13 protein-coding genes are annotated in these 12,692 nt (G+C 66.5%); 3 read left to right on the top strand and 10 right to left on the bottom strand.

The window, feature by feature from the left end:
* Positions 1 to 27: 27 nt before the first annotated feature.
* The 6 genes from ACGFZ3_RS14885 to ACGFZ3_RS14860 all read right to left on the bottom strand — a co-directional run bounded on the left by ACGFZ3_RS14885 (position 28) and on the right by ACGFZ3_RS14860 (position 7,327).
* Entirely contained in the window at positions 28 to 741 is a 714-nt protein-coding gene (locus tag ACGFZ3_RS14885) for a haloacid dehalogenase-like hydrolase (protein ID WP_392922700.1), read from the bottom strand.
* Positions 738 to 1,541 (bottom strand): indole-3-glycerol phosphate synthase TrpC, encoded by an 804-nt coding sequence (gene trpC, locus ACGFZ3_RS14880; RefSeq protein ID WP_392922697.1) that lies wholly within the window; start codon positions 1,539 to 1,541, stop codon positions 738 to 740. Before trpC ends, ACGFZ3_RS14885 begins: the two co-directional genes overlap by 4 nt.
* A complete protein-coding gene (gene trpD, locus ACGFZ3_RS14875; protein ID WP_392922695.1) occupies positions 1,538 to 2,599 on the bottom strand; it encodes an anthranilate phosphoribosyltransferase in 1,062 nt (353 codons plus the stop codon). Before trpD ends, trpC begins: the two co-directional genes overlap by 4 nt.
* Entirely contained in the window at positions 2,596 to 3,183 is a 588-nt protein-coding gene (locus ACGFZ3_RS14870; protein ID WP_392922693.1) for an anthranilate synthase component II, read from the bottom strand. Before ACGFZ3_RS14870 ends, trpD begins: the two co-directional genes overlap by 4 nt.
* A 71-nt stretch (positions 3,184 to 3,254) precedes the next feature.
* Positions 3,255 to 4,730 carry an anthranilate synthase component I gene (trpE, locus tag ACGFZ3_RS14865; protein ID WP_093534930.1) on the bottom strand — a complete coding sequence of 492 codons (1,476 nt, stop codon included), beginning with the start codon at positions 4,728 to 4,730 and terminating at the stop codon, positions 3,255 to 3,257.
* A 212-nt stretch (positions 4,731 to 4,942) separates the two neighbouring features.
* Positions 4,943 to 7,327, bottom strand: coding sequence for an XVIPCD domain-containing protein (locus ACGFZ3_RS14860; RefSeq protein WP_392922689.1), 2,385 nt, complete (start codon positions 7,325 to 7,327; stop codon positions 4,943 to 4,945).
* 113 nt (positions 7,328 to 7,440) lie between these two features.
* On the opposite strand from ACGFZ3_RS14860, the gene ACGFZ3_RS14855 reads away from it, so the two are divergent.
* Entirely contained in the window at positions 7,441 to 8,307 is an 867-nt protein-coding gene (locus tag ACGFZ3_RS14855; protein WP_392922685.1) for an ankyrin repeat domain-containing protein, read from the top strand.
* Between the two features lie 41 nt (positions 8,308 to 8,348).
* Here ACGFZ3_RS14855 and yegS read toward each other — a convergent pair whose 3' ends face one another.
* The 4 genes from yegS to ACGFZ3_RS14835 all read right to left on the bottom strand — a co-directional run bounded on the left by yegS (position 8,349) and on the right by ACGFZ3_RS14835 (position 11,038).
* Complete coding sequence (gene yegS, locus ACGFZ3_RS14850; RefSeq protein WP_392922681.1) at positions 8,349 to 9,275, bottom strand: lipid kinase YegS; 927 nt, start codon at positions 9,273 to 9,275, stop codon at positions 8,349 to 8,351.
* A gap of 220 nt (positions 9,276 to 9,495) precedes the next feature.
* A complete protein-coding gene (locus ACGFZ3_RS14845; protein WP_392922677.1) occupies positions 9,496 to 9,987 on the bottom strand; it encodes a GNAT family N-acetyltransferase in 492 nt (163 codons plus the stop codon).
* Positions 9,988 to 9,989: 2 nt separating this feature from the next.
* On the bottom strand, positions 9,990 to 10,667 hold the full coding sequence (gene rpe, locus ACGFZ3_RS14840) for a ribulose-phosphate 3-epimerase (RefSeq protein ID WP_068854293.1): 678 nt from the start codon (positions 10,665 to 10,667) through the stop codon (positions 9,990 to 9,992).
* A gap of 41 nt (positions 10,668 to 10,708) precedes the next feature.
* Complete coding sequence (locus ACGFZ3_RS14835) at positions 10,709 to 11,038, bottom strand: DnaJ family molecular chaperone (protein ID WP_392922671.1); 330 nt, start codon at positions 11,036 to 11,038, stop codon at positions 10,709 to 10,711.
* A 143-nt stretch (positions 11,039 to 11,181) separates the two neighbouring features.
* Here ACGFZ3_RS14835 and ACGFZ3_RS14830 point away from each other — a divergent pair, with 143 nt between their 5' ends.
* Positions 11,182 to 12,108, top strand: coding sequence for a phosphoribosylaminoimidazolesuccinocarboxamide synthase (locus ACGFZ3_RS14830; RefSeq protein WP_392922668.1), 927 nt, complete (start codon positions 11,182 to 11,184; stop codon positions 12,106 to 12,108).
* A gap of 82 nt (positions 12,109 to 12,190) precedes the next feature.
* Positions 12,191 to 12,676, top strand: coding sequence for a DUF962 domain-containing protein (locus tag ACGFZ3_RS14825; RefSeq protein WP_095363152.1), 486 nt, complete (start codon positions 12,191 to 12,193; stop codon positions 12,674 to 12,676).
* Positions 12,677 to 12,692: the final 16 nt, after the last annotated feature.

The raw sequence follows: 12,692 nt of genomic DNA, 5'->3' as shown, positions 1-12,692 counted from the left end.
AGGTATCGACCGTTGGTCGATACGGCCTTACCGGTCGCCGCCGCGGTCCACGCAGCCCCAGTTGAGGATGCGGGTGCCGGGCTTGAGCACCTGGCGGAAGAACGCCACCTTGGAGTGCTTGGGGTTCACCACCACCGGGGCCTTGGCCGCCAGCAGAAGCGGCAGGTCGGCGGTGCTGTCAGAGTAGGCCACGTCGATGTCGCCATAGCCGCGCTCGCGCAGCATGCGCATCTTCTCTTCGTTGTGGCAATGGCGGGTAGCGCCCACCGCACCGAAGCGCGGGCCTACCTCACTGCCGATCACCGGCACGCCCTGATGGGCGACAAACGCCAGGATGGCACGGGCCAGCTCCGGCGGTGCGCCTGTGGCGACCACGACCCGATCGCCCTGCGCGCGGTGCGCGGCGAACACCTCCAGCGCCTGCGGCAGCAGCTTGGCGCGCAGCTGCGGCTCGTGCTTGAGCACGTAGGCGTCGATGACGCGGTTGAATTCGCGCGCACGATGCAGACCGAACGTGGCGATCCAGACATACACTGAAATGCCCGTGCGGCGCGTGGGCAGCATCGCCACCAGCGGTCCGGCGATCGGCGTGACCAGCAGGGCGGCCAGCAGCCGCAGCGGATTGCGCTTGATCAGCGAGGCGAACAGGTGGCTGCCGGAATCGCCGTCGTACAGGGTGTGGTCGAAGTCGAAGACCACCAGCGGCGCATCGTCGCGCGGAGTCGGGTAGATCGCAGTCATGCGCTGAAGAATAGCTGACGCAGGCCCTCGCCGGGTTCTTCGACCCGCATGAAGGCCTCGCCCACCAGGAACGCGTGCACGCCGGCGCTGCGCATCAGACTGACGTCGTCGGCGCCCAGGATGCCGCTCTCGGTCACCAGCAGGCGGTCGCGCGGCACGGCCTGGCGCATGTCCAAGGTGGTCTGCAGCGACACCTCGAAGGTACGCAGGTTGCGGTTGTTGATGCCGATCAGCGGGACCGGCACCTGGATGGCGCGTTCGAGCTCGTCGATATCGTGCACTTCCACCAGCACATCCATGCCCAGCTGCATGGCCAGGCCGGACAGCTCGGCCAGCTGGCGGTCCTCCAGCGCGGCCACGATCAGCAGAATGCAGTCGGCGCCCAGCACACGGGCTTCGTAAACCTGGTACGCATCGATCACGAAGTCCTTGCGCAGCACCGGCAGGGTGCAGGCATCACGCGCCTGCTGGAGGTAAGCGTCGTCGCCCTGGAAGAAGTCCACGTCGGTCAGCACCGACAGGCAGCTGGCGCCGCCGAATTCGTAGCTCACCGCGATGTCGGCCGGGTGGAAGTCCGGGCGGATCACGCCCTTGGACGGGCTGGCCTTCTTCACCTCGGCGATCACCGCCGGGCTGCCAGCCGCGATCGAGGCGCGCAGTGCATCGGCAAAGCCGCGCACCGGCGGGGCGCCCGCCAGGCGTGCCTGCAGCGTTTCCAGGGGGACCCGGGCACGGCGCTCGGCCACTTCAACGGCCTTGCGGGCCAGGATGGTCTCGAGGATGTCGCTCTTGTCGCTCATGTCGTTCGGGGTCCTTCAGGCTGGCCATTATCGGCCAGCCGCCGGGTGGCAGCCACATAATCCTGCATGCGCTGGTGCGCGCTGCCGTCGGCGATGGCCGCGCGGGCACGCGCCAGGCCGTCGGCGATGCTGCTGGCCACACCGGCCACGTACAGCGCCGCACCGGCATTCAGCGCCACGATATCCAGCGCCGGGCCGGGCTGGTTGTCGAGCACGCCACGCAGCATCGCGATCGATTCTTCCGGGCCGCTGACCTTGAGGTTGCGGCTGGCCGACATCGCGATGCCGAAATCTTCCGGGTGGATCTCGTATTCGCGCACTTTGCCGTCGCGCAGCTCGCCGACCAGCGTGCCGGCGCCGAGCGAGATCTCATCCATGTTGTCGCGCCCCCACACCACCATGGCGCGTTCGGCGCCCAGCTCGCGCAGCACGCGCGCCTGGATGCCGACCAGGTCGGGGTGGAACACGCCCATCAGCACATTGGTGGCACCCACTGGGTTGGTCAGCGGGCCAAGGATGTTGAAGATGGTGCGCACGCCCATCTCACGCCGCACCGGCGCCACCCGCTTCATCGCGGGGTGGTGCATCGGCGCGAACATGAAGCCGATACCGGTTTCGCTGATCGCGCGGGCCACCTGGTATGGCTGCAGCTCGATGACGGCGCCCAGGGCTTCCACCGCATCGGCGCTGCCGGACTTGGACGACACGCTGCGGTTGCCGTGCTTGGCCACCTTGGCACCGGCGGCGGCGACCACGAACATGGCGCAGGTGGAGATGTTGAAGGTGTGCGAGCCATCACCACCGGTACCGACGATGTCGATCAGGTGGGTCTTGTCTTCCACCGGCACCGCCAGCGCCAGCTCGCGCATCACGGTGGCCGCGCCGGCGATCTCGCCCACGGTTTCCTTTTTGACCCGCAGGCCGGTGAGGATCGCAGCGGTCATCACCGGTGAGACTTCACCGCGCATCACCTGGTGCATCAGGTCGACCATCTCGTCGAAGAAGATTTCGCGATGCTCGATGGTGCGTTGCAGGGCTTCCTGGGGGGAGAAGGTCATGCGGGGTTCCTGTGCAGGAAATTCTTCAGCAGGGCGTGGCCGTGCTCGGTGAGGATCGATTCGGGGTGGAACTGCACGCCTTCCACCGGGTGTTCGCGATGGCGCAGGCCCATGATCTCTTCGATCGTACCGTCCTCATTCTCGGTCCAGGCGGTCACTTCCAGGCAGTCGGGCAGGGTGGTCTTGTCCACCACCAGCGAGTGGTAGCGGGTGGCCTGGTAGCTGTCCGGCAGGCCGGCGAACACGCCCTTGCCCAGGTGACGGATCGGCGAGGTCTTGCCGTGCATGATGGTGCCGGCGCGGATGACATCGCCGCCGTACACCTGCCCGATGCCCTGGTGCCCCAGGCATACGCCGAGGATCGGGGTGGTCGGGCCGAGCCGCCGGATCAGCTCCAGCGACACGCCCGCTTCGTTGGGCGTGCACGGACCGGGCGAGATCACGATGTGCTCGGGCGCGAGCGCGGCGATCTCGTCAACGCTCAGGGCGTCGTTGCGCACCACCTTTACATCGGCACCCAGCGTCTGGAGGTACTGCACGAGGTTGTAGGTAAAGCTGTCGTAGTTGTCGAGCATCAACAACATGGCAAATTCCTGGAATCAAGGATGCAATGGGAAATCGGTGGCACCAGCCGTTGGCGGGCACACCGCGAATATCAAAGGCCCTTGGCGGCCTGGGCCACGGCGCGGAACAGCGCGCGCCCCTTGTTCATGGTCTCGTCCCATTCCTTGCCCGGGTCCGAGTCGTAGACAATGCCCGCGCCGGCCTGCACGTGCAGGCGGCCGTCCTTGATCACTGCGGTGCGGATCGCAATAGCGGTGTCGGCATCGCCGTGCCAGCCGATGTAGCCGATGCTGCCGGCGTAGACATTCCGCTTGATCGGCTCCAGTTCGCGGATCACTTCCAGCGCGCGGATCTTCGGCGCGCCGCTGACCGTGCCGGCCGGGAACGTGGCGCGCAGCACATCGGCGTAGCTCAGGCCCGGCTGCAGCTGCCCGGTCACTTCGCTGACGATGTGCATGACGTGGCTGTAGCGTTCGATCACGAACTGTTCGCCCACTTCCACCGTGCCGGCCTTGGAAACGCGGCCGGCGTCGTTGCGACCCAGGTCGATCAGCATGAGGTGCTCGGCGCGCTCCTTTGGATCGGCCAGCAGTTCGGCTTCCAGCGCGTTGTCTTCTTCCACCGTGGCGCCGCGCGGGCGGGTACCGGCGATGGGACGCACAGTGACCTCCCCGTCCTGCAGGCGCACCAGGATTTCCGGCGAGGAGCCGACCACCTGCACGTCGCCGGTGTCGAGGAAGTACATGTACGGCGACGGGTTCAGCGCGCGCAGCGCGCGGTACACATCCACCGGGCGCGCCTTGAACGGCACGCTCAGGCGCTGGCTGAGCACCACCTGGAAGATGTCGCCGGCGCGGATGTACTCCTTGGACTTGTCCACGGCGGCGATGAAGCCTTCGCGTGTGAAGCCGGAGACGAAATCGTTCTCGTCCAGCACATCGCGGGTGATCGGCACCGGGTAGCCCGCGCCGGGGGCGCGCAGCTTGGCGACCAGGCCGTCCAGCCGCGCCTGCGCCTCGTCCCACGCACCGGGCTGGCCCGGGTCGGCATGCACGATCAGGTACAGGCGCCCCTTGAGGTTGTCAAACACCGCCAGCTCTTCGGAATGCAGCAGCAGGATGTCCGGCGTCCCCAGTTCATCGCGGCCGCGCGGCGGGGCCAGGCGCGGTTCGATGTAGCCGATGCACTCGAACCCGAACCAGCCCACCAGGCCGCCGGTGAAGCCCGGCAGCCCGGCCAGCTTGGGCACCGAATGGGCGCTGCGCAGCGCCTCCACTTCGGTGAACGGGTCGGCCACCTCACGGGTTTCCACCACCTGGCCCGCTTCGCTGACGGTCAGGGTGTGGCCGTGGAAGGCGTACACGCGGCGGGCCGGCAGGCCGATGATGGAATAGCGCCCGAAGCGTTCGCCGCCTTCGACCGATTCAAACAGATAGGTATGCGGGCCGTCGGCGAGCTTCAGATAGACCGAAAGCGGCGTGTCCAGGTCGGACAGCACTTCACGGACGACGGGGATGCGGGTGTGGCCTTCAGCGGCCTGCTGCTGGAACTGCTCGAGCGTGATCAAGACGACTTTCCTTCCGGGAAACGGCGGTGGCGGGACGGACGACGGCAACAGGCCACCATCGCCACCAACGGCGAGCGGAAGAAAGGGTATGCGGGGTCGTCAGAATGGACACCCGGGGACTGTACCGCATAGGCGGCACCGGATGGAACCCGGGTGCGCGCGGTCCACGCCCGGCCCTGCTGGCGGTTCAGCCGCCAACAGGGCCGGAGGCGTCAGCCCATGCGGCGCGCGGCCTGCTGTTCCTGCTCGCGCTGTTCGGCGCCCAGGTCGGCCACCAGCGCCGGGGCCGCAGCGGCGCGCTCCTGCTGGCGATTGACCTCGGCCACCTGCTCGGTGCTCACGCTGAGCGGCTGCTGCCGGCCGGCCACCACGTCCACTTGCGCCAGGTGACGGTGCACGGAGGTGAGGTCCTGGGTATCGACCGCGAACACGCGGGTGCGGTCCTCGCTGAGTACCACCCGCTCGATGCGTTCCAGGCCTTCCTGCGTGGCCTTCGCCGCCAGCGCACCGGCCAGCTGGTCGCTCTGCAGGTCGGGCACACGGTTGTGGGCGGCATCGATGCCGTGGATGCCGGACTGGGCCCCCTGGAACATGTGGTATTGCCTGTGGCCCGGATCGTTGATGCCGACCACCAGCGTGGCGGGCTCGGCGGCGACGGCGGCGTGCTTCTCCGCCGGGCGCTGGATGCGTTCGTGTTGTTCCAGCAGCGCGCGGGCCCTGGCTTCCTGCTTGCCGAGTTCGGCGTCAAGACTGGGGATGACGGTATCGGCCATGCCGTGGCGGGCGGCTGCCTCGCCAAAGGACGGCATGATGCGATTGGCGAACACGACGGTTTCGGCCAGGTTGAGCAGGTTCTGTGGCCGGTTGGCGGTGGGCACATGGGTGGCTACGGCCGCCACCGTTGCGGTGCCGACGCCTCCGACTGTGGCCAGTACCGCCGGCGCCTGCGCAGTCACGTTCTTCACGTGGTATGCGGAAAAGTCGTAGCCCTGGTCCACGTAGGCACCGGCCGTGGCATAGCCATTGCGCAGGGTTCCGGCGACCCATTGGCCCTGGCGATCGATGCCGTCAGCCACACGCTGGCCCGCCGCACGCACGGTGGCAGCGTCTTCACGAGCCTCGCGCTCGGCAGCGACCGCACGACCTTCCTGGGTGGTGCGGATGTGGTCGGCATTGGCCTGCAGACGCTTCGACACGTCATCCAGGCCGATCAGATCCGCACCCGCCGACAATGCCGACAGCGGGCCGGCCATCAGATGGCCGCGCACGCGGTCGCGTGTGGCTTCGACCATGCCCGTCAGTTCGCGCCCGCTGGCGATCACGGTGGTTCCGCCCTGCACGCCGACGCGCAACGTGGCCGAGCCTGTTTCCACCACCTTGCCCACAACCATGCCCTGGACCCGCGCGACCTGCTCCAGACCATCGCCGGTCTTGTCCAACGCGTAGGCCACGCCGGACCCGGCGCGCTCGACCTGTTCGCCAGCCACTCGTCCAGCGCGCATGCCCTGCGCCCCGGCATGCAGCACGGTGGACAGCGGCCCGGCCAACTCTGCAACCTGGCTCGGTGCGGCGGTGCGGGCGCGATCGACCAGCTCGCCCTGCGCATTGCGCGTTTTGGCCTCGAGCACGAGTTCCATGTGGCCGGCAGCCACTGGCACGTTGCGCAGCGCTTCATTGCCGGGCTTGGAGCCCAGCTGCTCGACGAACTGCGCCGCAGCGGTCTGTGCGCCCGGCGGCAACATGTCGCGCATCTTCTCGGTCACCAGCGATTGCATCAAGGGCTCCTGCAACAGCTTGCTGGTTTCGTTGGCCAGCAGGCCGTAACCGTTACGCTGATGCTCGTTCAAACGCTGCAGGCCATTCTGCACATCGTTCAACACCTCACCGCTGGTCTGGTAGGTATGCACGGTCTGCTGTGGGTTGAACGTCGGCAGCCCATTGTCCTTTGCGTAACGCGAAGCGGTGTCCGGGTGGAGGCCGGCCGCATTGAAGGTGGTGGCGCGGACGCCGGTAACGGCAGAGGCGGCGGATGCCATGCCACCGCCCAGGGAGTGACCGGCGATCTCGAAGTTGCCCCCCGTCTTCTGATTCAGCAACGCGCCCAACTGCATCGCGCGATCGTAGTAATCGCTGCGCATGCCGATGCCCTGCTGGCCATTGTTGAGGAAGTCCTCACCACCGGACTCCCGCCGACCGTTCGGCGCGCCAGGGTCGACGATTTCACCGGTCGAGCCCTTGAACACCACCACCGGTTTGGCGTTCTCGCCAAACACGCTTTTGTCAGGCACATAGATTTCCGCACGGAAACCGGAATCGGGCGGCTGCAGGCGGGTACGGATCTCGGCATCTGACATCTCGATTCCGGCGGCGCGCAGCGCTGCGGGATCAAGACTCGCACGCGTCCATCCCGCAGGCGGTTCACCATCGTGCTTGGCCGAAAGATAGACGTCCGCAGCGAGACCGGACATCTCGCGCGCGTGATAGGTTTCCTGGAGTCGGTCTGCCTCATTTTCATTGCCGCTGTCGCGCAGCTGCTGGACGAGACGATTCTGTTCCTGGATGGCGCGGGTACGCGCCTCGTTGTCGAGACCACTCATGGCATGCTCCATTGCACAGTGAACGCGCGCGATCCCCTTGAGACGCCCGCGTTATCGAATACTAGAACACTTTGCTACTGTCACCCCTTCACGGGCTGAATTCCAGGAAGCACATGCCGACGCGCCTTCACACGATGACAACGAACGCCGTTCTTTTTGCGGTTTGGTTCACAGTTTTCGCGCTTAGCGGCTGTGCCGCTTCGTCGGCCCAGGGCGCGGCCCAGTACTTCGAAGGCAACGCGCTGGCCTTGGCCAACGCAAGTGAACGCGGTGATGCCAACGAAGTGCGGCGCTTGATCAAGGACAAGGGGGTCAACCCGGACGTCGAGTTTGCCAAGCGTGACGGAATTCCCCTGCTGGCATGGCCGCTTCGCACCCGCAGCGTGGAAGGCTTGCGCGCGATGCTCGACAACGGCGCTGATCCGAATGCACGACAAGTCCGCGAAATCGACGGCAAGCCCTTCAAGTTCAATAACGCCATGGTGTATGCCGTCCGACTGGAGGACCCGGCCTTCCTGCAACTGCTTCTCAAGCACGGCGGCGACCCGAATACGCGAAGCAGCGGCGGGGAAACGCTGCTGTTCCAGGCGTTCATCAACGGAAATCAATGGAAGAACGTCCAGCAGTTGGTTGAAGCAGGCGCGAAGGTAAACGAAAACAACCTCGGCAAGGCCGATACGGTATTGAGCTGGTATACCGCCCGCGGTGGTTTCGACGCAGCCTACTGGCTGCTGGAGCACGGCGCGGACCCGACCCTTTCCGCACCCGCTGCGTCGGGATCAAACAGTCCCGCGCGCCAGATGATGGTGGAGGACATCTATTGGGAGATCACCACGCCCGACCTTCTGCCGTGGCAGAAGAAGTGCCAGGAGTGGCTGGTCGAGCGAAACATCCCGCGTCCGCCGATGCCTGAGCACATTCGCAAGAAGCGTGAAGCATTCAAGTTTCCATCGCGGGAAGAGGATGTTCCGCTGCTCTGAACAGCCGGGCAGAGCCCGGCTCTACGGCGGTGCGCCAGCGGCTACTGCAGGAGCGCGCTGTCGAGCGGGAGGTGCATGCGCACGCGTGCTGCCACGCAGTCGATGCGGAAGCGGCGCGCGCGTACTGGTTCGCCATCCAGGTTGAGCGTCATCGGCTCGTCGGCTTCGATCTCCACCCACGGCGCGCGGGTGCGTTCGGCGACCTGTTCCAATGCGCCCTGCTTGCCGCCCCGGATCAGCGCGCCGAGTGTCGAGGCGACTTCGCCACTCAGCTCGGGGATCACGGTGATATCGAGCAGGCCGTCATTGACCAGGGCATCAGGGCACAACACCTGGCCGCCACCGGCTTGTCGACCATTGCCGATGCCGAGCGCAATGAAGCCCCCTTCCCAGTTGAAGTCCGGCGCGCGCAATCGGGCCCGGATCGGGTCGATCCGGCCCAGCCGGGAGATGCCGGTCACGAGGTAGGCCAGCCCGCCGAGGACCTTTTTCAGGCCCTCGTCGGTTTCCACCGTCACCTCGGTACCGAAGCCACCACTAGCCACATTCGCGCACCACCACAGCTCGCCATCGGCATCGATGCGCAGCAGGTCCACCGGACGCGCCGCCTGGGCCTGGATGAGCTTCAGCGCCTGCAACGGCTCGTCCGGGATGCCGGCGGCCGTGGCGAAGTCATTGGCGGTGCCCAGCGGCACCAGCCCCAGGGTAGGCAGGGCGTCGGCGGCCTCATCGCGGTGGGCCAGGGTTTCCGCCACCTCGCTCAGGGTGCCGTCGCCGCCCGCGGCAATGATGGTATCCACCCCATGCTCGATCGCCTCGGCCACGTAGCGCTCGGCGTCGCCGTCTTCCCAGGTGACGCGCGCCTCCAGGGTGACCCCTTCGTCACGCAGCGCGTGCACGGCTGCGCGCAGGTCGTCGTTGCCGGTGGACTTGCCGTTGAGGATCAGACGCCAGCGGGGACCACGCATGCAGCACTTCCACGGTAGGGGGAGGCGCAGGCTAGCAGTGCGATGTGTCAGGGGCGGTGAACGTCATCAAACGGTCACCGATGGCCCGGAGAATGGGAGTCCATAGCAGGGACGATGGATGGAGGCAGGATCAGCCTCCCGCTATTCCCAGGGCCGCATTCGCAAGAGTGCGGTCTTTTTTTATCCGCGCGCAGACGGCGTATCGACCAACGGTCGATACCTACCGGTTCTGGGCGAACGCTTTCAGTGCTTCGCCTTCGAGCCGGTACACCGTCCACTCGCTTTGCGGCTTGGCGCCGGCCGCTTCGTAGAACCTGATCGCCGGCTCGTTCCAGTCCAGCACCGACCACTCGAAGCGGCCACAGCCTTCAGCCACGGCGATGCGGGCGATGTGCTTGAGCAGCGCCTTGCCGGCGCCGCTGCCGCGCTGCGCGGGGCTCACGTACAGGTCTTCCAGGTAGATGCCGTTGCGGCCCAGCCAGGTGGAATAGTTGTAGAAGTACACCGCGTACCCGATGGCCTGCCCATCGGCTTCGCAGACCAGCGCACGCGCCTTGGCGTCGGCACCGAACAGGCTGGCAGTGATCCCGGCCTCGTCGGTCTGCACCGACGATTCGGCCTTTTCATAGATGGCCAGTTCGCGGATGAAGCGCAGGATCAGCGCGGCATCGGCAGCCGTGGCGTCGCGGATCTGCAGGCCGGCCGCGCCCATGCTCAGCCCCGGGCCTTGGCCACGTTGTGGCGCATCTGGTCGATCACGTCCTTGTAGCTGATCGGGGCGTTGAAGATCGCCGAGCCAGCCACGAAGGCGTCGGCACCGGCCGCGGCAATCGCGCCGATGTTGTCGGCCTTGACCCCGCCGTCGATCTCCAGGCGCACGTCGCGGCCGCTGGCATCGATCTTCTGGCGCACCACGCGCAGCTTGTCCAGCGCCGAGGGAATGAAGGCCTGGCCACCGAAACCGGGGTTGACCGACATCAGCAGCACCAGGTCCAGGTCATCCAGCACCCAGTCCAGGATGTCGACCGGAGTGCCCGGGTTGAGCACCAGGCCCGGCTTGCAGCCCAGCGAGCGGATCAGCTGGATGGTGCGGTGCACGTGGCGGCTGGCTTCGGGGTGGAAGCTGATGTAGGTCGCGCCGGCTTCGGCGAAGTCCGGGATGATGCGGTCCACCGGCTCCACCATGAGGTGCACGTCGATGGGGGCGGTCACCCCGTGCTTCCGCAGGGCCTGGCAGACCATCGGGCCGATGGTCAGGTTGGGCACGTAGTGGTTGTCCATTACGTCGAAGTGCACCCAGTCGGCGCCGGCAGCGAGCACGTTGTCCACTTCCTCGCCGAGGCGGGCAAAGTTCGCGGACAGGATGGACGGGGCGATGATGCAGTTGGACATGGCCGGTGCCTTGGGGACGTAAAGAGAGGGGCGGCGCGCGCTCAGCGCTTGCGCAGGGTCTTGATGCGGTCGTAGGCGGCGTTGAGCTGGCGCGATCTGCGCTCGGCCTGCTGACGCAGCTCCGGGGCCGCGCCCACCACCTTGTCAGGGTGGTACTGGGACATCAGCCGGCGGTAGGCCAGATCGACTTCGGCGTCGGTGGCCTCGGAGGTCAGCCCCAGCTCCCGGTAGGGGTTCTCCCTGTTCAGGCGGAACCAGTCGGCGTCGAAGGCATGGCCGATCAGCAGGCCGATGACGGCCCCGAACAGCGGGTTGGGCCTGAACAGCAGGGCGCCGGCGATGAATCCGAGCAGTTTTCCGTACCAGCGCATGGTCGTCGGGGCGGCCGGGGCAACGAAGGGACCTTATTTTACGTCACAGCGGGCCCAACCCGCTTTACACTAGGCCGCCCGCTGTCCCTGCGGGCCCTCCGGGTGCCCTGGACAGCTGTCTCGACGAAGCCTCAGGAGTGCCCGTGCCGACCACGTTGTTGCAATCCGATCTCCCCGGCCTGCCCTTGCGCCATCGCGGCAAGGTGCGTGATGTTTTCGACATTCCGCGCGAACGGCTGCCCGCCGGCACTCCGCCGGGGGACTACCTGCTGATGGTCGCGACCGACCGTCTGTCGGCCTTCGACGTGGTGCTTCCCGATCCGATTCCCGGCAAGGGCGAAATGCTCTGCCAGGTCTCGAACTTCTGGTTCGCCAAGACCGCGCACCTGATGCCCAACCACCTCACTGGCATCGATGTGGCCAGCGTGCTGCCCGACGGCGTGGACCCGGCGCTGTACGCCAAGCGCGCGGTGGTGACCCGCAAGCTCAAGCCGGTACCGGTGGAAGCCATCGCCCGCGGCTATCTCATCGGCAGCGGCTGGAAGGATTACCAGCGCACCGGCAAGGTCAGCGGCATTGAACTGCCCGACGGCCTGCGCCAGGCCGAGCAGCTGCCCGAGCCGATCTTCACTCCTTCGACCAAGGCCGCCGTGGGCGACCATGATGAGAACATCGATTTCGATGCGATGGTGAAGACCGTCGGAGCGGACCTTGCCGAGCGCGTGCGCGATGCCACCCTGCGCATCTACAAGTTCGCCGCCGATTACGCGCGCGAGCATGGCATCATCCTGGCCGACACCAAGTTCGAGTTCGGGACCGATGCCGATGGCCGCCTGTACATCATGGACGAGATGCTGACGCCGGATTCCTCGCGCTACTGGCCGGCCGACGAATACGAGGTGGGCACCAGCCCGCCGAGCTACGACAAGCAGTTCGTCCGCGATTACCTGGAGACGCTGGACTGGGGCAAGACCGCCCCGGGCCCGAACATCCCGGCGGACATCATCGAGCGCACCCGCGCCAAGTACGCCGAGGCGCTGCAGCGCCTGGCCGGGATCTCGGTGGATTGATCAGATGCCCGGAGCCGGCCGGCAGGCCGGCTCCGTTGCATCGGGGTCTCCGGGAGTATCCTGTGCCCAATCCGGAGGCTCAATGTCCACGACCACCCAGCTTGTGCGGCCCATCGACCGCTATTTCGCCAGCTATTCCGACGACCACCGCAATACGCTGAACCAGCGCATTCACGTGGTGGCGGTGCCGGCAATCCTGTGGTCGGTCATTGCCCTGCTGTGGTGCCTGCCACCGCTGATCACCTGGTTCCAGTACGGAGTCTGGGCCGGCCTGGCGATGTTTACCGCGTGGTGCTTCTACAACCGCCTGTCGCGCCGGTTGGGCCTGGGCATGCTCGCCTTCTTCTTTGTATGCGGCTGCACCTGCCGGCTGCTGGAAGCCGAGATCGGACTGGCCAACCTGGCCTGGCTGGGGCTGGGCGTGTTCGTGGTGGCCTGGGTCGCGCAGTTCATCGGCCACAAGTTCGAGGGGCGCAAGCCCAGCTTCCTGACTGATCTGACCTATCTGTTGATCGGGCCCGCATGGGTGATGGCGAAGGCTTATCGGAAGTTCGACCTGGCTTACTGACGGTTGGCTTTGCCAC

Source organism: Stenotrophomonas sp. NPDC047960, from assembly GCF_043204395.1.
Taxonomy (GTDB): domain Bacteria; phylum Pseudomonadota; class Gammaproteobacteria; order Xanthomonadales; family Xanthomonadaceae; genus Stenotrophomonas.
This window is presented reverse-complemented; position numbering and strand designations above follow the sequence as displayed.